This window comes from Pseudoprimorskyibacter insulae, from assembly GCF_900302505.1.
Taxonomy (GTDB): domain Bacteria; phylum Pseudomonadota; class Alphaproteobacteria; order Rhodobacterales; family Rhodobacteraceae; genus Pseudoprimorskyibacter; species Pseudoprimorskyibacter insulae.
The window spans coordinates 356,266-376,914 of record NZ_OMOJ01000001.1; the positions used below are offsets into that span (position 1 = coordinate 356,266).

Consider the following 20,649-nt stretch of genomic DNA (forward strand, 5'->3'; position numbering starts at 1 on the left):
TGTTTACCCCGCCTTTTCTGTTTGGGCGATCACTTCGCGGGGAATGGCAAAATCCAGCACCTCGCCCATCCCGAAATCGACGCTGGCCCAATCGGGCGCGGTGATCTCCATCACAAGCGTTGCGCAGGTGGGGTAATCATGAAAGCGAGGATGCGCCGGGGGCGTGCGCACCATCTTGCGGGCAAACTCGGCCATGCCGGGATTGTGGCCAATGAGCAGAACCGTGTCGCCGGTCGCCCCCTCAACGCTATCCAGCATGGTGCAGGCGCTGGCATGGTAAAGACTGTCTTCAAACTGGACCGGCGCCTCTAGCGCCAGAAAATCAAGCGTCTGGCGGGTTCGGGTCGCGGTCGAACACAGCACCAGATCCGGCAGATAGCCATGCGCCCGCAGCCAGTCGCCCATGGCCTTCGCGCTTTTGACACCGCGGTCATTCAAGGGCCGCGCGTGGTCAGAGCCGGTTTCCGCAGACCAGTCAGATTTGGCATGGCGCATCGCAATAAGCCGCATGGGTTACTCCGTCAAAAATGCACGCAGATGAAATGCCGATTGCTCGGGCAGACGCGGAAAGCGGGCCGACACGGGGCAGGCGCGTCGAACGACGCAGCCGCGCATACAGTCCGCCCCCGCGGCGCTGCGCAGATGCTCTTTGCAGCGAGGCACGTCATAGCCCGAAGGGGTCAGCGCGCCAACCGGGCAGGCCGATTTGCAGGGCTGGCGGGCGCATGTGACGCATGGGAAAGCGGCCTGCAATGCCGGGATGGCCAAACCCGGAACGATGACCACACCGCGATAACTGATCCAAAGCCCGGCAGTGTCATGCACCAACAGATTGACCGGAGATGGCCATGCACGCCCTGAATCCAGCGCCCATTGATAAAATGGCGCGAAAGGCGGCCCATCTGAAGGGAAGAAGGCTTGGCCTTGCCATCCTTGCGCCAAGGCCCCGATCACCCGTTTCGACCAACGGTCCAGCGGGTCAGGGGCACCGTCATCATACTCCGGCGCGGCGGTAAACTGGGGCCAAAAGCCCGGCTCATCCGGCCCCAAAAGCAAAAGCGCCCCGTCCGCATGGGGCAGGGCGCCTTGAATGGTCAGGCCGCTTTCGCGGGCCTCGGCCTCATACCGGGCCAAGGGCATCTTAGCGGCGGACGTTCTTGGCCAGCGGCGCAAGATCGGCGTCGCGGATCAGCGACCCGGCACCGTGTTCGGTGAACAGCTCCAGCAGAACCGCGTTGCTGACGCGGCCATCCAGAATGACCACAGCCCGCACGCCCTCTTCGATGGCCTTCAGCGCAGTTTCCGTTTTCGGGATCATGCCGCCCGCAATGGTGCCGTCTTCGATGAAGGCGCGCACTTCGTCGGCGGTGATCTGGGTCATCACGTCGCCGTCTTTGTTTTTGACGCCCGACACGTCGGTCAGCAGCAACAACCGGTCGGCCTTCAACGCGCCAGCAATCGCACCGGCGGCGGTGTCACCATTGACGTTGAAGGTTTCCAGCGGGTCCATGCCAGTCGCCACCGGGGCCACGACGGGAATGATGCCAGCGGTGAACAGATCGCGCAGCACCTGCACGTTCATTTCGATCGGGCGGCCAACAAAGCCCAGTTCCGGGTCGTCCGCCTCACACACCATCAGGTCGTCATCTTTGCCGGACAGGCCAACCGCGCGGCCACCTTCATCCATGATGGCCTGAACGATGCGCTTGTTCACAAGGCCGGTCAGAACCATTTCGACCACTTCGACGGTGGCTTTGTCGGTCACGCGCTTGCCGCGCACGAACTTCGATTCGATTCCTAGCCGCCCCAGCAGATCGTTGATCATCGGGCCGCCGCCGTGAACCACAACGGGGTTGATGCCCACTTGGCGCATCAGAACGATGTCGCGGGCAAACTCGGCCATGGCCTCATCATCGCCCATCGCGTTGCCGCCAAACTTCACCACGACCACCGCGCCAGAGTACCGCTGCATATAGGGCAGGGCTTCCGACAAGGTGCGGGCTGTGGCGATCCAATCCTGGTTCATGCGCTTTTTCATCCTGAGGTTCCGGCGTTGTGTGTCTTTAGCGTTATCCGAAACTCAGCCGCGACTCGCAAGAGCGCTATTCGAGGTTGGCGATGATCGACCGAAGCGTCGGGATGCCGTCGCCCTTTTCGGAACTGGTGATAATCAGCTCAGGATAGGCGGCGGGATGCTTGGACAGGGCTTTGCGCACCTGTTCCAGAATCACCGGGCGATCCTTGGCTTTGACCTTGTCTTCCTTGGTCAGCACCACCTGAAACGTCACCGCGCTTTTATCCAGCACGGTCATGATCTCATCATCGACGGCCTTGATGCCGTGGCGGTGGTCGATCAGAACAAAGGCACGGCGCAATGTGGCGCGGCCCGACAGGTACTGTTTCAGCAGGCGCTGCCATTTTTCGACCACCGGAACCGGCGCATTGGCAAAGCCATAGCCGGGCAGGTCGACCAGATAATGGCTGTCCGAGACGGTGAAATAGTTGATTTCCTGCGTCCGCCCCGGCGTATTCGACGCGCGCGCCAGCGCTTTGCGCCCGGTCAGAGCGTTGATCAGGCTGGACTTGCCCACGTTCGATCGACCGGCAAAGCAAACCTCCATCCGGTCGTCGGGGGGCAGGCCGTCCATCGCGACGACGCCTTTCAAGAATTCGACTTGGCCGGTCAGCAGAATGCGACCGGTCTCACGCGATTGATCATCAGGCTCTTCGGCCAAGGGAAAAGACAGTTCCATGTCACACTCTTTGCACGGTGTCGCCCTTGGCAACAACCCCTGCCGTCACGACCTGCGCGCGAACAGTGAAATCTCGGTGGTTCCAGTGGTCCAAAAGGGCCAGCGTATCCACATCGCGGCGTCCCGTTTCGGGGTTCGCGGCGGTGTGCAGGCATCGATCGGTTCGTTCCACCACGCGCAGGACGGCGCTGCCGATCTGAATATCACGGTCCATCCAGTCGAATTCTTCCCATGGGGCCAGACCATCGACCCAGATATTGCAGCGCCAGCGATGGATCGACAGCGGCCGTCCGAACCATTGTTCAACCGCGCGATGCGAAGACATATTGCCGATGGTGATCGTGCTTTCGGTATCGGGAAATCCGGTGGTCTGGCCCCGAACGATTCGGGCCGATTGCGCGCGACCTTCGGGAATGAACCCTCGGGTCCAGTCGATCAGCTTGTCGCTTTCGGTGTCGGGGTGGAATGTCAGCGGGGAGCGTTTGGGGTGGGTCAGGGTGATCCGTTCGCTGGCCTCATCAAGGCTGGCCCAGATCGCCGCCAATTCCGGGGCTTGAGATCCACGGGAAAACCCGTGGCACGTGGCCCATTTGGTGCCGTCCGCGTCGCTGGCTTCATGCGCGACCGCCCATAGGCGGTCATAGGGAAGCGTTTGTCCTTCGCTTAGCGCCACCCGATCTATGGCCTCTCGGCCATGGCTTTTGATCGGGTGGCGCCAAATTTCAGTGACCTGCGCGGTCATTTCTTGGCGGCAGCCTTGTCTTTCTTACCGCCAAAGATGTTGCCTAGTACGTCGGGTTTGTACCCTTGGCTGCGCATGATCAGGTATTGCTGGGTGAACGTGATCGTGTTGTTCGCGATCCAGTATAGAACCAGACCCGATGCGAAGCTGCCCAGCATGAACATGAAGATCCAAGGCATCCACGCAAAGATCATCTTCTGCGTCGGATCGGCGGGTGCCGGGTTCAGTTTCTGCTGAAGGTACATCGAAATACCCAGCAGGATCGGCATGATACCCAACGATAGCAATTGCAGCGGACCAAGGTCAGGCACGGCATAGGGCAGCAGGCCGAACAGGTTCAGGATCGAGGTCGGATCGGGTGCCGACAGGTCATGGATCCAGCCAATCCACGGTGCGTGGCGCAGTTCCATCGTGACGAAGATCACTTTGTAGAGCGAGAAGAAGATCGGGATCTGCAAGATGATCGGCAAACAGCCAGAGGCCGGGTTTACCTTTTCCTTCTTATAGAGCGCCATCATTTCTTGCTGCAGCTTGGCGCGGTCGTCGCCTGTGCGTTCCTTGATCTTTTCCATCTGCGGCTGAAGTTCTTTCATCTTCGCCATCGAGACGTAGGATTTATACGCCAGCGGGAACAGAAGCGCCTTGATCAGCAGGGTCAGGCCGATGATCGACCAGCCCATGGAGCCGGGAACACCCAGACCAATCAGGGCTTTGTTCAGCCAGTGCAGAACCGCAAAGATCGGTTTGGTCAGGAAGAAGAACCAGCCCCAGTCGATGCTATCGATAAACCGGTCCACGCCGCCTTCGTTCTGGTATTCGCGGATGGTTTCCCATTCCTTCGCACCGGCAAACAGGCGGGTTGTGCTGCTGGCGGTTTGACCCGCTGCCAGCGTTTGCGTCGGCAGAACGGTTTCGGCCTGATAGATGTCGCGGGTTTCGTCGTATTTGGCGACCGATTTAAACGCCTCACCCGTGTTCGGGATCAGGGTCGACATCCAGTAGTGGTCGGTGAAACCAATCCAGCCAGCCTCATTGACTTGCTTGACCTCAGCATGTGCGCCTTCCGATGCGATGATCGAATAGTCGGCCATATTGCCATAGTCGTCTTCGGTCAGCTGGCCATCGGCCATGCCAACAAGACCCTCGTGCAGAACGAAGAATTTCTTGCCGTCTTTGGGTTCGCCGTGACGGGCGATGACACCATAGGGGGCCAGTGCGATGGTCGATCCGCTGGTGTTTTCGACCGTCTGCGTGACGCTGAACATGAAGTCTTCGTCAACCGACATGGTCCGGCGGAAAATCATACCCGCGGGGCTATCCCAACGCAGGGTGACCGGTGCCATTTCTGTTAGCGTGGCATTGCCTTCAACTTGCCAAGCGGTGTTGGGGCCTGGAACATCGTCAATTCCAAGCCCAGCACCCGGAGCCCAGCCGTAGAAGGCGTAGTAGGGGCTTTCGCTGCCAACTGGGAACAAGATCTGCACAATGTCAGACCCTTCATCCAGAGTGGCGCGGAAGTCCTTAAGGAACAGTTCATCGACGCGGCCGCCGGTGAGCGAGATCGACCCAGCCAGACGCTGTGTGTCAATCGACACGCGCGGTGCTTCGATGGTGGTCTGTACATCGCTGGCGGTATTGGCCAGATCGGCATTGGTTGTCGCCGGGCCACCGGCAACACCGGCCTGCGGGGCGGGTGCCAGTTCGACCGCTTCGGCGCCCGGCGCCGGTGCTGTTTGTTCTGGTGGTGGGAACAATAGGAACCAGACCAGAATGACAACAAAGCTTAGCACCGTTGCCAGGATGAGATTCTTGTTCTGATCGCCCATGAGGACCCCGCCGCGTTTCCAACAGTTAGATGTGGCAGGGTTCAACAGAGACCAGCCGGAAAGGTCAAGCAGAAACCACCTATTGCGACACTGGCTGGCGGATTCCACGCGATTATCCGACGTTTCGGCGCGGCCAGACGGGCCTGTCGATCTTTTGTTGGTGGTGACGAATCCAGTCGGGGATCTGATCGGGCGGCATCGGGCGGGCAATCCCGAAGCCTTGAACGTGGTGGCAGCCAAGCTGGGCCAGCAGGGTGTGTTCCCCAGCGCTTTCAACCCCTTCGGCCACGGTTTCCAGCCCCAGCCGTTCGGCCATGCTCAGGATCGCGGCAACCAGACGGCGTTGATTTTCATCACGATCAAGATGGCAGACAAAGCTGCGGTCGATTTTCAAACAGGATATGTTCAAACGTTGCAGCGCTGCGATAGAGGCGCTGCCGGTGCCGAAATCGTCGAGGTCGATTCGACAACCCGCGTCGGACAGGGTGTTGATATTGCGGGCGCAGGCCGGGTTGGACCCGTCCGAAACCACGGTTTCCAGAACTTCGATGCGCAATCGGTTGGCCGAAATATTTTGGCGGTCCAATTCCCACAAGATGCGGCTGGCCAGTTTTGGGTTGCGCAATTCCGCGTCTGACATGTTCACCGACAGGCCAGGAATCAGCAGGCCCTGTTCAGACCATTGGTTCATCGCGGCAAGGCTGTGCGACAGGATCACTTCGCCCAATCGTTCGGTCGCGCCGCCCATGTCAAGCAATGGCAGGAATTGCGACGGGGCGATTAGGCCGCGTTTGGGGTGGACCCAGCGGGCCAATGCCTCAGCCCCGCTGACATCGCCGGTTTCAGTGCTGAGTTGAGGCTGAAACCACGGCACGATTTGCCCGTTTTCCAAGGCATCGGACGCTTCGGTGATGGAAATTTCTGTCGTTTCCGTGATTTGTACCGGGTGCGACGCAATGCCGATCCGAACCGAGGACCGGCCATTCCGACTCGCCTCTTTCTGGTTTCTAGTGGCCTGATGAAGCAGATCCACGCCCCCAGCGGTCAACGGCAATTCGGTGCTGAGCGCGATCCCGATGGCCCCGGAAAATGACCGGCTGAATTCATCCAGCAGCACCGGTTCTTCAATCGCGGCTTGAACCCGTCGTGACAGCGATAGTGCGGCGTCCGATGTCAACCGGGCCTGCGGGGATAGCAGAACGGTCAAGACATCCTGTCCCATCCAGAACACCATATCCGACTGGCGCACCACGGACCGAACGCGCAGGGCCAATCGTTCGCGCAGGTCGCGTTGCCGGGCCCGCAAATCTGCACCATCCATACCGGTGATGTGGATCATCAGGCAGCCATTTATCAGGCCATCATCGCGGGCGCGCGACAGCAATCGCCCGGCCAATTCGTTGGCCTGAACCGGCGCGACAGGCAGATCCGCGGGCAAATTGGCAAGCCTGTTGCCGCGCGGAGCGTGGCCGTTCAGCGCAACAATCAAGGGCAGGCACAGGGCGGTTGCGATCAACCACCCTTCACCGCCAAGCCAATATGCTCCGAGCGATAAAGCGGGCAAAAATGCCAGTTTTTGCGGGCCGCTTATCGCCACACGTGCCCAAGCCTTTGGGCGCGAAAATAGTCTGGCCGGTGCCAAGTGCATGGTGCCATTGTCCAATTCGCAAGATCAACTTGCGGCAAGGTGCACCCATGCAAGTGCAGATGCGGTTAACGCAGCTTTGGAATTTCGCTCAAATTGTCTTCAGCCGGAGTCGCGCGGGTCAGGCCCTGGAAGTCGAACAATCCGGTGTCCAGCAAATGACTGGGTCGCGTGTTCATCAGCGACCGGAACATCACGTTGCGGCGTCCGGGCGTATTGCGTTCCCACTGATCGAGGATCTGCTTGACCTGCTGGCGCTGCAATCCGTCTTGAGATCCGCAAAGGTCACAAGGGATGATCGGGTAATTCATTGATTTGGCGAACTTTTCGCAATCCACTTCGGCCACGAAAGCCAAGGGGCGATAGACGAACAAATCGCCCTCTTCATTCACCAGTTTCGGTGGCATGGTCGCAAGGCGTCCGCCGTGGAACAGGTTCATAAAGAAGGTTTCCAAGATGTCATCGCGGTGATGGCCCAGCACCACGGCCGAGCATCCCTCTTCGCGGGCGATGCGATACAGATTGCCGCGGCGCAGGCGCGAACACAGCGCGCAATAGGTCCGGCCAGCGGGCACTTTTTCCTTAACGATGGAATAGGTGTCTTCGTATTCGACACGGTGCGGCACCTGCATCCGCTCCAGAAACTCGGGCAGAACGGTCGCCGGAAACCCCGGCTGGCCTTGATCGAGGTTACACGCCAGCAACTCAACCGGCAGCAGGCCGCGCCATTTCAGCTCATGCAGGATGGCCAGCATCGTGTAGCTGTCCTTGCCGCCCGACAGGCAGACAAGCCATTTCGCGCCGCGTTCAATCATGCCGTACTGCTCAATCGCATCGCGCACATTGGCCACGATCCGCTTGCGCAGTTTCTTGAACTCGGTCGTTTTGGGGGCGCCGTAAAACAGCGGGTGAATGTCGTCCTGGTCGTCAAGCATGAGCGTCCGCCTTGTTTGAGCCTGCGGGTGATAGCGCAGGACCACGGCGAAATCCAGAGCCGCAGACGCTTTGCGCGCGGGTGGTTCTGTGGCACGGTTCACCCATTGTTAATGGGCGGGGGCGCCATGTTGGAAGACAGCGATTTGCCAGAAGGGCCGGGGCCTGCGCAGCGCATGCCCTTGTTCATGGGTCTGATTGTTTTTGGCTTTGGCACCGCCGCCGGGTTTCTGCTGGCCTTTTCGGGCTACGGCCTAGAGGAAAGCGCAGGCCTGATCATCGCTGTGTTTTTGGTGCTGATCTTCTGTGTTCTGGTGCTGGGCCTGATCTTGATCGCCTTCCGTAAACCACTGATGACCCGCGCCTTTGGCGTTGCTGGTGCCCGGCTTGAGGAACTGTCTGGCCCACTGGCCGATGTCGCGCGAAGTGCCGCCGAACGGGATGCGTTGGGGGCGACGGATGCCGCGCGGATGTTGCTGCGGATGTCAATGGCGCGATACGCTTGGATGTCCACGCGCCGATGGCTGATCGCCTCGCTGACAGGGCTGATTGCGGCGATGGCGGCCTTGACGGGCACGGCGCTGCTGTTCCGGCAAAACCAGTTGATTGAGGCCGAATACACCCTGCTGACCGAACAAACCGGCCTGCTGCGCGAACAGAACGCGCGGGTGAGCGAACAGACGGATCTGCTGCGCCAACAGGTCGAACTGGCCGAGGCCGCGCGGAACGCTGAATTGGCGGTTGAGATCACCAACATCGCCGCACTGCTGGGCGAGGCGCTTGAGGCGACAGGGGATACTGGCCTGATCCCGGTGCTGGATGCCCAGACCGATATCGGCCATGCCCTGCGGCTGCGGATCATCGCCGCATCGCGCGGGGCCAAGCCCTATCGCTATCTGGCCCAGACCCTGTTTTCTGAAGACAACACTGGCAAATTGCGCGAAGCCGCCGCGCGTCGCCGTGCCGATCTGCCCGGTTTTTATGACGGGGCGCAGGCCGCATTCCGTTGGGTAGAACCCTCTGGCCTGCCGGACCTGATCGACCGGCCCGCCAGCCCGGAGCGCGGACAATTGCTTGAGGTCATGATCCAATCTGGGCTGCGCGAATTGGAAAGCCTGACGTACTACGGGCTGGATCTGTCCTTTGCGGTACTGCCCGATGCGCGCCTGTTTGCCATGTCGCTGCAAGGCGGGCGGCTGGCCTATTCGGTCATGCCGCGCGCGCAGGTGATAGAGACGGATTTTCGCGGCGCAGCCATGGAAAACAGCGACTTTTCCGCCAGTTACATTCGGGGCGCAGATTTCGGGCCTTTGACGCCCGAGGTGGGCAAAGGCCCCTATGCGCAGATTGGACTGACCGCAGCCACTCAGATCGCAGGGGCGTCGTTTGCCGATGGTTTCTTGCAGGACGTGCGATTTGCACAGGTGCAGGCGCTGGCGGCGAATTTCGACCGCGCGACCTTGCAGGGCGTATCATTCGCCGGGGCGATTCTGGGCGGGGCGACCTTCCGCGATGCGGTGCTGATGAATGTCGATTTCAACGATGCCGCCGTGCATTCCGTGGATTTTGACGGAGCGTTCGTTTTCGCTGCGGATACGCTTGCACAATGGTCAGATGTCACGGCCAAGGGCAGTTTTCGCGCCGACCGCTACGTGTTGGAGCCGGCAACGGCACAAGACGTGATGCAGATCGATTCGGCGTACCAGCAAATTGCGCCCGAAGATTTGGGGCCGGTCTGGCGCATTCGCCGAGTGAAACCCTTTGAGGATCAGGCCGAATAGCGCCTACTTCGGCGGCACATTGTCCACGCCCGACCCGCCCCAAGGATGGCAGCGCAGAATGCGCCGGGCGGCCAGATATCCGCCCTTGATCGCGCCGTGTTTCTCCAATGCTTCCATGGCGTAGGCCGAACAGGTGGGATGAAACCGGCAGCCATTGCCGACCCATGGCGACAAAAGCAGCCGATAGGCGCGCACCGGCAAAGACAGGATATAGGCGGCGGGGGTCATGCCGGGCTGTGCAGTTTTCGCAGGGCGTAGCGCAGATCGCCTTGCAGATCGAGGAAGGGCCGCGCGGAGGTTTCCTCGGCCCGGCCAATCAGCACGTAGTCATACCCCGGCTTGCCAAGCGATGGCAGAACCAAACGCGCCGTTTCGCGCAACCGGCGCTTGGCGCGATTGCGGGCGACGGCATTGCCGACTTTCTTGGAACAGGTGAACCCGACGCGAATCGCCTCATCGCCATCATCGCGGAACCGGGCCTGCACCATCATGCTTTTGGTGCCTTGCCGACGCGCCCGCGCAGCGGCCAGAAAATCCGACCGATTGCGCAAAATGGCCAGCCCACCGGACGGCGAACATGAAGAAACCGCCGGGGGCGCGTTCCCCGATTGCGGTACGGGGGCCTCCGGCGGTGTCATCTTGATGCGAACCTAAGGCTAAGGCTTACGCGCTCAGCGACTTGCGGCCACGGGCGCGGCGCGCGTTCAGGATCTTGCGGCCAGCTTTGGTTGCCATACGCGCACGGAAGCCGTGGCGGCGCTTGCGAACCAGGTTCGAAGGTTGGTACGTGCGTTTCATCGCGTATTCTCCGTCAGTCGGGCCCGACGACGCGGATTCGCGAGGTCGGATGCGTTCGAAGCCCGTGCTATAGGAGCGTTTGCCAAATAAGTCAAACGCTGGGGGGCATAGAATGCAACATTTCCTTGGCTTCACCGTAGTAAGACCGGTTTTCTTGACACAAACGCCGTAAAATCATGGGTTTGCTGTCACCAAAAATCACTGCCGCGTGAGCCTGGGATGTCCAATCTGGTCCCTGCGCCCAAGTATGGTAGCAAGTCTTTGATGCCTGACGAAAGGAAATTGCGCATGTCCGTACCCCAGCCGCGCCGCATTCTGCGCCTGCTGCCCATGTTCGCCATTGGCGCCGCGGCGGTCCTTGGCGGTGTTCTGTTGCGCGATCAGTTGGGCTTTGAGGCGCTGCGCCAACACCGCGAGGTGCTGCTGGCCTTTCGCGATGCCCATTATTGGCCGTCGGTTGGCCTGTTCATGCTGGCCTATATCGCAATCGTGGCGTTTTCCTTGCCCGGCGCAACCGTAGCCACCCTAACAGGCGGGTTTCTTTTTGCGACCTTTCCGGGCGCGCTGTTCAATGTGGTGGCCGCCACGATTGGCGCGACGGGGATCTTTATGGCCGCCAAATGGGGCCTTGGTCAGCGGTTGGCCGCGCGGATGGAGGCTTCGGACGGGGCCATTCACCGGATCAAGCAGGGGATCGACGCGAATCAGTGGTCGATGCTTTTTCTGATACGTTTGATGCCAGCGGTGCCGTTTTTCGTGGCAAATATTGTTCCGGCCCTGGTTGGGGTGCCGCTTTATCGGTTTGTGGTCACAACCTTCCTTGGAATTATCCCCGGCGGTATCATCTATACCTCAGTCGGCGCGGGGTTGGGTCAGGTGTTTGAACAGGGTGGAACCCCTGATCTTGGACTGATTTTCGAGCCGCAGATTTTTTGGCCATTGCTTGGGCTGTGCGCATTTGCGGCGCTGCCTATGGTGCTTAAGGCCATCCGAGGAGGCAAAGGGGAATGAGCATGGAGAGGCTCAAGACCGATCTGTTGGTGATTGGTGCCGGGTCGGGCGGTCTGTCTGTTGCCGCCGGAGCGGTGCAGATGGGGGCCAAGGTCATTCTGCTGGAAGGCGGGAAGATGGGCGGCGATTGCCTGAACTATGGCTGCGTTCCGTCAAAGGCGCTTCTGGCAAGCGGCAAGATTGCCCATACCGCAACTGTCGGAGACAAATTCGGAATTCAGTGCGACCGGCCCGAGATCGACTATGGCGCGGCTATGGATCACGTTGCCGATGTCATTGCGCAGATTGCGCCGGTCGATAGCCAGGACCGGTTTGAAGGGCTTGGCGTGCGGGTCATCCGTGAATATGGCCGGTTCGTTGGCCCGCGCGACGTGGTGGCCGGTCGGTATCGTATCCGGGCGCGGCGCATCGTGATCGCCACCGGGTCATCGCCGGTTGTTCCGCCCATTCCGGGGCTGGAGACAGTGCCCTATGTGACCAATGAGACGGTTTGGGCTCAGCGGACACCGCCGCGGCATCTGTTGATTGTCGGAGGCGGGCCGATCGGTCTGGAAATGGCGCAGGCGCACCGGCGGCTTGGCTCTGCCGTCACGGTGATTGAGGCGGGCCGCGCCTTGCCTCAGGATGACCCCGATCTGACTCGTGTGGTGGTCGACGCGCTGCGCAACGAAGGGATCACCATCGCCGAAGGCGCGACGGCCGAAGAGGTGCGCAAAGATGGCGACCTGATTGAGGTGCGCGCCAAGGATGGCCGTTTGTTCCGGGGCAGTCATCTGATGCTGGCGGTCGGGCGCAAGGCCAATCTGGCCCGGCTTGATCTGGATAAGGCCGGGATCAAGGCCAGCGCGACAAATATCAAAGTGGATGCCGCGCTCAAGACCTCCAACCGCAGGGTCTATGCCATCGGTGATGTGACCGGCGGTATGCAGTTTACCCATGTGGCCGGGTATCAGGCAGGGGTGGTTGTGCGCTCGGCTTTGTTTGGGCTGCCAGCCAAGGCCAAGACGGACCACATCCCCTATTGTACCTACACCGAACCCGAATTGGCGCAGGTCGGCCTGACCGAAGCGCAGGCGAAGGAAAAATACGAGACCGTCGAAGTCATCAAATCGGCCCTATTGCACAATGATCGGGCGATAACCGAACGCCGCACCGACGGGTTTATCAAGCTGATGGTGGTTAAGGGGCGGCCCGTGGGCGTATCCATCGTCGGCCATCAGGCGGGCGAGCTGATCGCGCTATGGTCGATGGTCATCGCCAACAACATGAAACTGTCGCAAGTGGCCAGCATGGTCGCGCCGTACCCCACCATAGCCGAGCTGAACAAACGCGCGGCGGGCACTTATTTTTCACCGCGACTGTTTGAGTCTGACCTCGTCAAGGCTATCGTGCGATTCGTGCAGCGCTGGCTGCCGTAAGGACTGTACGACTGCTTATGTTGACCTCGCTCTCTGGCCGATTTCTGATCCTCACGACGGTGTTCGTGATGCTGGCCGAGGTGTTGATCTTTGTCCCGTCGGTCGCGCGGTTCCGCGAGGATTACCTGCTCGCCCGTCTGGAACGGGCGCAGATTGCATCGCTGGCCTTGCTGGCCGATGACATGATCAGCCCCGACCTTGAGGAAGAGCTGCTGCAAAACGCGGGCGTGTTTAACGTGGTGCTGCGCCGGGACGAGGCCCGGCAACTGGTGCTATCGGCCCCGATGCCAACGCCGGTCTATACGTCCTTCGATCTGCGTGACGCGACCGCGATTGGCCTGATGCGCGATGCCTTGGCCTGCTTGGTCGACCCGACGCCGCGGGTGATCCGGGTGATCGGCTATCCTTTCCGGCAGGCCGGGTCGCTGATCGAAGTCACCATGGAAACCGAACCGCTGCGCATGGCGATGATCGACTACGGCGTGCGGATTTTGCTGTTGTCGGCGGTGATCTCGATCATCACGGCGGGGCTGCTGTTCTTTGCGGTGCAGCGGTTGCTGGTCAAACCGATCAAGGGCGTTGTCGCGCATATGCAGAACTATGCCGCCGCCCCGGAAGATGCCCGCCGGATCATCACCCCGCAGGCCAGCATTTCCGAACTGCGAGAGGCCGAGGACGCGCTGCAATCCATGCAGACCCAGCTGACGCAGGCACTCAAGCAAAAGGAACGGCTGGCCCAGCTTGGCGGGGCGGTGGCCAAGGTCAGCCATGATTTGCGGAACATCCTGACCAGTGCGCAACTGTTCACCGACCGGATCGAAATGTCCGAAGACCCTGCCGTCCGTCGGCTTGCGCCAAAACTGGTGAACTCGATCTCTCGGGCGGTGTCGCTTTGTGAAAACACGCTGGCTTTTGGCCGGGCCGAAGAACCCGCGCCGAAACTGACCTTGTTCAATCTGGCGGGGTTGGTGTCAGACGTGCTTGACGGCGAGCGGTTGGCCGTTGGTGACGATGACATCAGCCTGTCCGAAGATATCCCCGCGACAATGATGATCCGGGGCGATCCTGAGCAGCTATACCGCGCGGTCAGCAATCTGGTGCGGAATGCGCGGCAGGCCATCGCGGGCACCGGCCAACCCGGTGAGATCAGCGTTCAGGGCGTAACAACCGATGATGCTTGGGTGATCCGAGTGCACGATACAGGGCCGGGCCTGCCCGCCAAAGCACGCGAACATCTGTTCCAAGCCTTCCAAGGCGGGGTGCGCAAAGGCGGCACGGGGCTTGGTCTGGCCATCGTTGCCGAACTGGTGCGCGGCCATGGTGGTACGCTTAAGCTGATCCGATCGGACGAGGGCGGAACCGAGTTTGAAATGCGCCTGCCCATGAGTGCGCTACGCTAGCTTCCGCTGCTTTCCGAACTCATGCCGTCAAGCGCGCCCAAGGCCCCTTGAAACTGGGTCTCTAGCCAGATCCGGGCCCCATCGATCGCACTGGTGTATGAGGTTAGGAAGGGTTCCGCCTGTGGCACCGCATCGACGATATGCGGGGCAAACACATAGACGGCAAAGCCGATCAGGAACAACAAGACCGCCGCGCGAAGCCCTTTGCCAAACCCGCTTTGGGGTTCGGCCAATTCGGCCTGCGCCTCTTGGTCGCGTTCGATTTCGCGCTGTTCGGTCGCCGTGCGCAGGGTCGAGTTAATCTCCTCGATATCGGGCAGCAGATCCCGCCGAGACGCGCCTTTGGGCGGCTCAGGCACGGCAGGTGGATCCAGATCTTCGGGCTCATCCTCAACGGGCGGGGGCGGAGCAGGGCGGCGCGGTTTCGACTTCGGCTCATCAAGGCCAAGGTCGGGTTGGCTTTCCAGACGGTCCCGTTCTGCGGCGCGAACACGGGCTTCACGCTCGGCCTCTTCGCGCAACACATCGGCCACTTCGGGATCAAGCGCGCGCCGGGCCGGGGCGACCGGCGGGGCGGGCACAGGTTTGCGCGGCTGAGGCGCGGGGGGCGGCGTGGGTGCAACCGGCTCTGGCTCAGGCTCTGTTACAGGGGCAGGGTCTGGCGCGACCTCACTCGCCTCAAGCTCAAGATCCGCTGGGATTGCTTCGGGCATGTGGTCGGGGTGGTACTGATACCATGTGTGACCGCAGTTCGAGCATTGCACGTCCCGCCCTGCCGTTGGAATCACATCCAAAGGCACTTCGTATTGTGCGTCGCAATTGGGGCAAATCAGCCGCATGCTCGTCCTCGTTCTAGGTCAGGCCGCCTGTGAGCCTGTGGTTTACCATAAGGATATGACCCAGTGCGGAAAAGTCCAATGTATCAAAGGGTGACGCATTGAAACCTTGACGATGCTCAGGCACAACAAAGGCGCCTTTAATTTGCCGGATGGACGTACCAGTGATCGAGCTTGAAAATGTGGCCTATAGTTATGGCGGCGGCGAATTGCTGTCCGACATATCGCTAAAACTGGCCCCCGGATCGTTCCACTTCCTGACCGGCCCATCCGGCGCGGGCAAAACGACCTTTCTAAAACTGTGCTACGGTGCCTTGGTGCCGACCTCGGGCTATGCCCGCCTGTTTAACCGCGATGTGCGCGATCTGGATCGCGACGCCATTGCCTTGGTGCGCCGCCGTGTGGGGGTTGTGCACCAAGATTGCCAGTTTCTGGACCATCTGCCCGTGGCTGAAAACATTGCCCTGCCGCTTACGGTATCGGGCCAGGACAGCATTGCCCAGCAATCCAACCTCAAGGAATTGATGGCTTGGGTTGGCCTGAACAACCGCGCCAACGCCCTTCCGCCGGAACTCTCGGGCGGGGAGCGTCAGCGGGCTGCCTTGGCGCGCGCGCTGATTATGTCGCCCGATGTGATCTTGGCGGATGAACCGACAGGCAACGTCGATTGGGAAATGTCGCAACGCCTGCTGCGCCTGTTGGTCGAGCTGAACAAGATGGGCAAGACGGTGATGATTGCCACCCACGATCTGGCCTTGATCCGCGCCGCCAAAAGCCAGGTGCAGGCGCGGGTGCTGCGCATTTCGAACCGCCGGTTGCAATTGGCGGGGGCGGATCTGTGAAAAACGTGATCAGCAATGTCCTAGCCGTTTTCACCGCCCATGGGTCGTCTGACCGGGTGGTGCCGCCGACCGGGTTCACTGCGCGTCTGACTGTGTTCACAGCCGCGGCAATGGCGCTTCTGGCGGTGTTCGCGCTGGCCTTGGCGCTGGCGTCTGGGCGTCTGGCGCGTCAATGGGGCAATGAATTGGCCCGCACCTCCACCGTGCGCATATCCGCCCCTGCCGAACAGATGGCCGAACAGACGGCAATCGCGCTGCGCGTTCTGCAAACCACGCCCGGCGTGGCTGAAGCCCGCGCCCTGAGCGCTGAGGAACAACAGGCCCTGCTGGAACCATGGTTTGGTCCTGATCTGCCGGTGGCGAACCTGCCGATCCCGCAACTGATTGATATCGTTGAAACCGGTGATGGCTATGACAGCGCGGGCCTGCGCCTGCGCCTCAGTGCCGAGGTGCCGGGCGCGGTTCTGGATGACCACACCCGCTGGCGCAAACCGCTGGTGTCCGCTGCGGCCCGGCTGCGGCTTTTGGGCTGGATGTCGATCCTGCTGATTGGCGGGACCATGGCCGCCATGGTGACACTTGCTGCCAATGCGGCGCTGGCAGCCAATGCGCAGGTGATCGCCGTGCTGCGGTTGGTCGGCGCCAAGGATGACTATATCGCGGCGGCCTTTGTGCGCCGCTTCACCCTGCGGGCCTTGGCTGGGGCGGGCATCGGTACGGTTGTCGGGATGCTGGCCATCCTGATCCTGCCCAGCACTGGCGAGACCGAAGGCTTTCTTACTGGCATTGGCTTCCGCGGATCGCACTGGATCTGGCCGATGCTGATCCCGCCATTGACCGGAGCCGTGGCCTTTGCCGCAACACAGATGGCTGCAAAACGCGTTCTGGGGGCGCTGCGCTAATGAGATATGCAATTCAGTGGCTGCGGTCGGTGGTCTTCATTGTCCAGATGTATGTGATGATGCTGTTGATGGGGATTGCATTTCTGCCGTGGGCCTTGCTTTCGCGCAATGGCGCAGTGCAGGCGGGGCGGACCTATTGCAAATACGTCTGCTGGTCCGCCGGATGGATGGTTGGCCTGAAAACCGAAGTGCGCGGCACGCCCCCCAGGGATGAGGTCATGGTCGCCTCCAAGCACCAGTCCTTTCTCGATATCATCATGATTTTCGGCGCGGTTCCGTCCGGCAAGTTCATCATGAAAAAGGAACTGCTTTGGGCGCCGGTTCTTGGCCAATACGCGATCAAGATGGGCTGTGTTGCTGTCGACCGCGGCAAGCGCGGCGCAGCCATTCAAAAAATGCTGGCAGATGTCAAAGCAGGCGCGGCCCAGCCCGGCCAGCTGATCATCTACCCGCAAGGCACCCGCGTCCTGCCCGGCGTAAAGAAACCCTATAAAGTGGGCGCCGCCGCGCTCTATTCGCAGCTTGGACAAGACTGCGTGCCTGTGGCCACCAATGTTGGCCTGTTCTGGCCGCGCAAAGGGATCTACCGAAAGCCCGGTCTTGCGGTTGTGGAATTCCTGCCGCGCATCCCAGCGGGCCTATCCCACGAAGACTTCCTGGCCAAATTGGAAGACGAGGTCGAAACTGCCTCTGAGGCGCTTCTGCATGAGGGTGGATTTTATGACAAAGATTCAAACACTTGAGGCGCTGACCGCCCTTTATTCGGACCCGGTCCCGGCCTCGATCAGCAAGGTCGCCCATCACATCACACCGATGTATGGCAAATGGATCGAAGGCGCGCGGTTCTGCATCCTCAGCACGGTCGGACCGAACGGCGTCCACGGCACGCCGCGCGGCGATGACGGCCCGGTGGTGCGCATTCAGGACAGCCGCACGCTGCTGATGCCCGACTGGAAGGGTAACAATCGCCTTGATGCGCTGCGCGATATCGTGGCCGATCCCCGTATCGCCCTGTTGTTTATGGTGCCGGGCAGCAAAACCACGGTTCGCGTCAACGGCACGGCCTATCTGACCACCGACGAAGACTTGCGCCGCAGCTTCGAACACAAGGGCCAATTGCCAACGCTTGTCTTGGTGGTCGAGGTGTCCGAGGTCTATTCCCAATGCGCCAAAGCGGTCATGCGCTCGGGCCTCTGGATTCGCGATGACGCGGCCACCGTCCCAACCATGGGCGATATCCTGGCCGAGATGACCAAGGGCGACATGGGCGGCCCAGAGTATGACGCCACCTATGAAGAAAAGGCGATCCCGCGCCTTTGGTGAGCGCACATCGCTTGTGCAACGATGCACCGACCATGCGGGCGTGGCGCTGCGTTCTATCCTGTGAACCGCAGCAAAACAGGACATCTCCTCATGATCCGCTCCGCAAACTTGAACCGCCGCAGCCTTCTGGCCGGCTTTGCCGCCTCGCCCGTGGTGGCCGCAGGCATCGGCGCATTTCCCAGCGCCGCCCGCTCTGAGGCCGCAACCGCTGGCCTGATAAGCCCCAACGTCTGCATGGTCCTGCCCGAAGTGACCGAAGGCCCCTATTACTTTGACCCCGAACTGGTCCGCGCCGATATCACCGAAGGCAAACCCGGCATCCCGCTAAAAATGCAGCTTCAGGTCGTCAGTGCCGATTGCACGCCGATCCCCGGCGCACGCGTCGATATCTGGCACTGCGATGCGCTGGGCAATTATTCGGGCTACAAAAGCCAAGGCAGCGACGGCACCAATGACACCAGCGGCGAAACCTTCCTGCGCGGCACGCTGATGACAGACGACAGCGGCATTGCCGCATTCACCACGATCTACCCCGGCTGGTATCGCGGCCGCACCACGCATATCCACTACAAGGTCTTTCTGGATGAGCGCACGGTGCTGACCAGCCAGATCTTCTTCCCCGATGCGCTAAGCGAATACCTGTTCCAGAACACCGCCCCCTATAACGAACGCACCGCCAATCGCGACACGACCAACGCCAATGACGGCATTGCCAAACAAGTGGGCGAGGGTGGCTATGCGGCGATCCGCGAACAATATGGCTATTACGATGCGGCATTGGTGGTCGGCGTGGATGACACCGCCACGTCAACCCAGTCCATGATGCCGCCGATGGGCGACCGACCCGCTGGCCCGCCCCCAAGCGGCGCAAGCGGTGCGACCTCTGGCCAAGCAGCGGTCTATATCCCCGGCAAAGACGCCTGACCAACAACGCCCAAGCCAGCAAAAAGGGCGCAGCCTGCGCCGCGCCCTTTCATCTTTCTCATAAATACTCAAAACCAGCGCCGCCGTTGCGGCAGCGCCGAAGCTCACATGTGAATCGCGCCGTCGCCGCAGGCCAGCGCCGCTTCGCGCACAGCTTCCGAGAAGGTCGGGTGCGCGTGGCAGGTCAGCGCCACGTCTTCCGCAGATGCACCGAATTCCATCGCAACGCAGATCTCGTGGATCAGATCGCCAGCGCCCGGCCCGATGATGTGGCAACCCAGCACGCGGTCGGTTTCCTTGTCGGCCAGCAGTTTGACGAAACCATCGCCCTGAAACACGGCCTTGGCGCGGGCGTTGCCCATAAAGCTGAACTTGCCGACTTTGTAGGCGCGGCCTTCGGCTTTTAGCTGGTCTTCGGTGGCTCCGACCGAGGCAACCTCGGGCGCGGTGTAGATCACGCCGGGGATCACGTCATAGTTCACGTGGCCATGCTTGCCAGCGATCACTTCGGCGGCGGCCATGCCTTCGTCTTCGGCTTTGTGGGCCAGCATCGGGCCTTCGATCGCGTCGCCAATGGCATAGATGCCCGGCACGTTGGTGCGCCAGTGGCCATCGGTCTTGATCTGGCCGCGCGGGGTCATTTCGACGCCAAGCGCCTCAAGGCCCAGACCGTCAGTATAGGGCTTGCGGCCTGTGGCGACCAGCACGACATCGGCTTCCACAGTGGCTTCGCTGTTGTCTTTGCGGTTGGTGTAGGTGACTTTGGCCTTGGTCTTGGAGGCTTCGACCTTCGACACGGCCGCGCCCAGAACGAATTCCAAGCCCTGCTTTTTCAGCAGCTTCAGGAATTGCTTCTGAACTTCGCCATCCATGCCCGGCGTGATGAAATCGAGATATTCGATCACCGTCACATCCACGCCCAGACGTTTATAGACCGAACCCATTTCCAGACCGATCACGCCTGCGCCGATGACAACCATCTTCTTTGGGATCTTCGGCAGGCTCAGTGCGCCGGTCGAGGTCACGACGACTTTTTCGTCGATGGTCACATCGGCACCCGGCACCGACGACGGCTCAGACCCCGATGCGATGATGATGTTCTTGGCTTCGTGCACTTCGTCGCCAACCTTGACCTTACCGGCCTCAGGGATCGAGCCCCAGCCTTTCAGCCAGTCGATCTTGTTCTTTTTGAACAGGAATTCGATGCCCTTGGTGTTGCCGTCGATGACGTCCTGTTTGTAGGTCTGCATCTGCGTCCAATCGACGGTCGGTGCTTTGACCTTCAGGCCCATGGTGCCAAAGTTATGCTCGGCCTCGTGCAGGCTGTGGGTTGCGTGCAGCAGCGCCTTGGACGGGATACAGCCGACGTTCAGGCAGGTGCCGCCAAGGGTTTCACGCCCTTCAACGCAGGCCGTTTTCAGGCCCAGCTGGGCGCAGCGGATGGCTGCCACATAGCCGCCGGGGCCTGCCCCGATCACGATGACGTCATATTGTGCCATTTGATTGGTCCTTTTG

At 60.9% G+C, this 20,649-nt stretch carries 22 protein-coding genes; 9 read left to right on the forward strand and 13 right to left on the reverse strand.

Annotated elements, in window-relative coordinates; translation table 11 throughout:
- Nucleotides 1-3 precede the first annotated feature (3 nt).
- From PRI8871_RS01900 to ttcA, 8 genes are all read right to left on the reverse strand, one after another.
- Nucleotides 4-510 carry a SixA phosphatase family protein gene (locus PRI8871_RS01900; RefSeq protein WP_245897747.1) on the reverse strand — a complete coding sequence of 169 codons (507 nt, stop codon included), beginning with the start codon at nt 508-510 and terminating at the stop codon, nt 4-6.
- Nucleotides 511-513: 3 nt separating this feature from the next.
- Nucleotides 514-1,140, reverse strand: coding sequence for a ferredoxin (locus tag PRI8871_RS01905; RefSeq protein ID WP_108884485.1), 627 nt, complete (start codon nt 1,138-1,140; stop codon nt 514-516).
- A 1-nt stretch (nt 1,141) separates the two neighbouring features.
- The gene (gene argB, locus PRI8871_RS01910; RefSeq protein WP_108885176.1) at nt 1,142-2,026 is read right to left on the reverse strand and encodes an acetylglutamate kinase; all 885 of its coding nucleotides are present in this window, start codon (nt 2,024-2,026) and stop codon (nt 1,142-1,144) included.
- 76 nt (nt 2,027-2,102) lie between these two features.
- Nucleotides 2,103-2,753: a ribosome biogenesis GTP-binding protein YihA/YsxC gene (gene yihA, locus PRI8871_RS01915; protein ID WP_108884486.1), complete on the reverse strand. Its 651-nt coding sequence runs from the start codon at nt 2,751-2,753 to the stop codon at nt 2,103-2,105.
- Nucleotide 2,754: 1 nt separating this feature from the next.
- The gene (locus PRI8871_RS01920; RefSeq protein WP_108884487.1) at nt 2,755-3,495 is read right to left on the reverse strand and encodes an MOSC domain-containing protein; all 741 of its coding nucleotides are present in this window, start codon (nt 3,493-3,495) and stop codon (nt 2,755-2,757) included.
- Entirely contained in the window at nt 3,492-5,321 is a 1,830-nt protein-coding gene (gene yidC, locus PRI8871_RS01925; RefSeq protein WP_108884488.1) for a membrane protein insertase YidC, read from the reverse strand. Before yidC ends, PRI8871_RS01920 begins: the two co-directional genes overlap by 4 nt.
- A 112-nt stretch (nt 5,322-5,433) precedes the next feature.
- Entirely contained in the window at nt 5,434-6,837 is a 1,404-nt protein-coding gene (locus tag PRI8871_RS01930) for a GGDEF domain-containing phosphodiesterase (RefSeq protein WP_181389342.1), read from the reverse strand.
- Nucleotides 6,838-7,034: 197 nt separating this feature from the next.
- Nucleotides 7,035-7,901, reverse strand: a complete 867-nt coding sequence (gene ttcA, locus PRI8871_RS01935; RefSeq protein ID WP_108884490.1) for a tRNA 2-thiocytidine(32) synthetase TtcA — start codon at nt 7,899-7,901, stop codon at nt 7,035-7,037.
- Nucleotides 7,902-8,027: 126 nt separating this feature from the next.
- Between ttcA and PRI8871_RS01940 the strand changes: the two genes are divergently transcribed.
- Nucleotides 8,028-9,680: a pentapeptide repeat-containing protein gene (locus PRI8871_RS01940; RefSeq protein WP_181389343.1), complete on the forward strand. Its 1,653-nt coding sequence runs from the start codon at nt 8,028-8,030 to the stop codon at nt 9,678-9,680.
- A gap of 3 nt (nt 9,681-9,683) precedes the next feature.
- On the opposite strand, the gene yidD is transcribed toward PRI8871_RS01940, so the two are convergent.
- Genes yidD through rpmH form a run of 3 tightly spaced genes read right to left on the reverse strand, consistent with a single transcriptional unit; the run spans nt 9,684 to nt 10,478 of the window.
- A complete protein-coding gene (gene yidD, locus PRI8871_RS01945) occupies nt 9,684-9,908 on the reverse strand; it encodes a membrane protein insertion efficiency factor YidD (RefSeq protein WP_108884492.1) in 225 nt (74 codons plus the stop codon).
- Nucleotides 9,905-10,318, reverse strand: a complete 414-nt coding sequence (rnpA, locus tag PRI8871_RS01950) for a ribonuclease P protein component (protein ID WP_108884493.1) — start codon at nt 10,316-10,318, stop codon at nt 9,905-9,907. Before rnpA ends, yidD begins: the two co-directional genes overlap by 4 nt.
- A 25-nt stretch (nt 10,319-10,343) precedes the next feature.
- Nucleotides 10,344-10,478, reverse strand: a complete 135-nt coding sequence (gene rpmH / locus PRI8871_RS01955; protein ID WP_005980833.1) for a 50S ribosomal protein L34 — start codon at nt 10,476-10,478, stop codon at nt 10,344-10,346.
- 288 nt (nt 10,479-10,766) lie between these two features.
- On the opposite strand from rpmH, the gene PRI8871_RS01960 reads away from it, so the two are divergent.
- The 3 genes from PRI8871_RS01960 to PRI8871_RS01970 are packed head-to-tail and all read left to right on the forward strand — an operon-like array spanning nt 10,767 to nt 14,307.
- Nucleotides 10,767-11,489, forward strand: coding sequence for a TVP38/TMEM64 family protein (locus tag PRI8871_RS01960; protein WP_108884494.1), 723 nt, complete (start codon nt 10,767-10,769; stop codon nt 11,487-11,489).
- 2 nt (nt 11,490-11,491) lie between these two features.
- The gene (locus tag PRI8871_RS01965; RefSeq protein WP_108884495.1) at nt 11,492-12,907 is read left to right on the forward strand and encodes a dihydrolipoyl dehydrogenase family protein; all 1,416 of its coding nucleotides are present in this window, start codon (nt 11,492-11,494) and stop codon (nt 12,905-12,907) included.
- A gap of 17 nt (nt 12,908-12,924) precedes the next feature.
- Nucleotides 12,925-14,307 (forward strand): sensor histidine kinase, encoded by a 1,383-nt coding sequence (locus tag PRI8871_RS01970; protein ID WP_108884496.1) that lies wholly within the window; start codon nt 12,925-12,927, stop codon nt 14,305-14,307.
- On the opposite strand, the gene PRI8871_RS01975 is transcribed toward PRI8871_RS01970, so the two are convergent.
- Nucleotides 14,304-15,146, reverse strand: a complete 843-nt coding sequence (locus PRI8871_RS01975) for a zinc-ribbon domain-containing protein (RefSeq protein ID WP_108884497.1) — start codon at nt 15,144-15,146, stop codon at nt 14,304-14,306. The two genes, PRI8871_RS01970 and PRI8871_RS01975, sit on opposite strands and share 4 nt — an antisense overlap.
- Nucleotides 15,147-15,307: 161 nt before the next feature.
- Between PRI8871_RS01975 and PRI8871_RS01980 the strand changes: the two genes are divergently transcribed.
- From PRI8871_RS01980 to PRI8871_RS02000, 5 genes are all read left to right on the forward strand, one after another.
- Nucleotides 15,308-15,985 (forward strand): cell division ATP-binding protein FtsE, encoded by a 678-nt coding sequence (locus PRI8871_RS01980; RefSeq protein ID WP_108885177.1) that lies wholly within the window; start codon nt 15,308-15,310, stop codon nt 15,983-15,985.
- On the forward strand, nt 15,982-16,887 hold the full coding sequence (locus PRI8871_RS01985) for a cell division protein FtsX (protein WP_108884498.1): 906 nt from the start codon (nt 15,982-15,984) through the stop codon (nt 16,885-16,887). The genes PRI8871_RS01980 and PRI8871_RS01985 overlap by 4 nt, the downstream gene beginning before the upstream one ends.
- Nucleotides 16,887-17,630: a lysophospholipid acyltransferase family protein gene (locus PRI8871_RS01990; protein WP_108884499.1), complete on the forward strand. Its 744-nt coding sequence runs from the start codon at nt 16,887-16,889 to the stop codon at nt 17,628-17,630. Before PRI8871_RS01985 ends, PRI8871_RS01990 begins: the two co-directional genes overlap by 1 nt.
- On the forward strand, nt 17,608-18,210 hold the full coding sequence (locus PRI8871_RS01995; protein ID WP_108884500.1) for an MSMEG_1061 family FMN-dependent PPOX-type flavoprotein: 603 nt from the start codon (nt 17,608-17,610) through the stop codon (nt 18,208-18,210). Before PRI8871_RS01990 ends, PRI8871_RS01995 begins: the two co-directional genes overlap by 23 nt.
- Before the next feature lie 90 nt (nt 18,211-18,300).
- Complete coding sequence (locus tag PRI8871_RS02000) at nt 18,301-19,134, forward strand: intradiol ring-cleavage dioxygenase (RefSeq protein ID WP_108884501.1); 834 nt, start codon at nt 18,301-18,303, stop codon at nt 19,132-19,134.
- Between the two features lie 104 nt (nt 19,135-19,238).
- Here PRI8871_RS02000 and lpdA read toward each other — a convergent pair whose 3' ends face one another.
- Complete coding sequence (gene lpdA, locus PRI8871_RS02005) at nt 19,239-20,633, reverse strand: dihydrolipoyl dehydrogenase (RefSeq protein ID WP_108884502.1); 1,395 nt, start codon at nt 20,631-20,633, stop codon at nt 19,239-19,241.
- Nucleotides 20,634-20,649 lie beyond the last annotated feature (16 nt).

Coding starts and splice junctions, on each gene's coding strand:
- PRI8871_RS01900 (WP_245897747.1), bottom strand. CDS start 510: ATGCGGCTTATTGCGATGCGCCATGCCAAATCTGACTGGTCTGCGGAA.
- PRI8871_RS01905 (WP_108884485.1), bottom strand. CDS start 1,140: ATGCCCTTGGCCCGGTATGAGGCCGAGGCCCGCGAAAGCGGCCTGACC.
- argB (WP_108885176.1), bottom strand. CDS start 2,026: ATGAACCAGGATTGGATCGCCACAGCCCGCACCTTGTCGGAAGCCCTG.
- yihA (WP_108884486.1), bottom strand. CDS start 2,753: ATGGAACTGTCTTTTCCCTTGGCCGAAGAGCCTGATGATCAATCGCGT.
- PRI8871_RS01920 (WP_108884487.1), bottom strand. CDS start 3,495: ATGACCGCGCAGGTCACTGAAATTTGGCGCCACCCGATCAAAAGCCAT.
- yidC (WP_108884488.1), bottom strand. CDS start 5,321: ATGGGCGATCAGAACAAGAATCTCATCCTGGCAACGGTGCTAAGCTTT.
- ttcA (WP_108884490.1), bottom strand. CDS start 7,901: ATGCTTGACGACCAGGACGACATTCACCCGCTGTTTTACGGCGCCCCC.
- PRI8871_RS01940 (WP_181389343.1), top strand. CDS start 8,028: ATGTTGGAAGACAGCGATTTGCCAGAAGGGCCGGGGCCTGCGCAGCGC.
- yidD (WP_108884492.1), bottom strand. CDS start 9,908: ATGACCCCCGCCGCCTATATCCTGTCTTTGCCGGTGCGCGCCTATCGG.
- rnpA (WP_108884493.1), bottom strand. CDS start 10,318: ATGACACCGCCGGAGGCCCCCGTACCGCAATCGGGGAACGCGCCCCCG.
- rpmH (WP_005980833.1), bottom strand. CDS start 10,478: ATGAAACGCACGTACCAACCTTCGAACCTGGTTCGCAAGCGCCGCCAC.
- PRI8871_RS01960 (WP_108884494.1), top strand. CDS start 10,767: ATGTCCGTACCCCAGCCGCGCCGCATTCTGCGCCTGCTGCCCATGTTC.
- PRI8871_RS01965 (WP_108884495.1), top strand. CDS start 11,492: ATGGAGAGGCTCAAGACCGATCTGTTGGTGATTGGTGCCGGGTCGGGC.
- PRI8871_RS01970 (WP_108884496.1), top strand. CDS start 12,925: ATGTTGACCTCGCTCTCTGGCCGATTTCTGATCCTCACGACGGTGTTC.
- PRI8871_RS01975 (WP_108884497.1), bottom strand. CDS start 15,146: ATGCGGCTGATTTGCCCCAATTGCGACGCACAATACGAAGTGCCTTTG.
- PRI8871_RS01990 (WP_108884499.1), top strand. CDS start 16,887: ATGAGATATGCAATTCAGTGGCTGCGGTCGGTGGTCTTCATTGTCCAG.
- PRI8871_RS01995 (WP_108884500.1), top strand. CDS start 17,608: ATGACAAAGATTCAAACACTTGAGGCGCTGACCGCCCTTTATTCGGAC.
- PRI8871_RS02000 (WP_108884501.1), top strand. CDS start 18,301: ATGATCCGCTCCGCAAACTTGAACCGCCGCAGCCTTCTGGCCGGCTTT.
- lpdA (WP_108884502.1), bottom strand. CDS start 20,633: ATGGCACAATATGACGTCATCGTGATCGGGGCAGGCCCCGGCGGCTAT.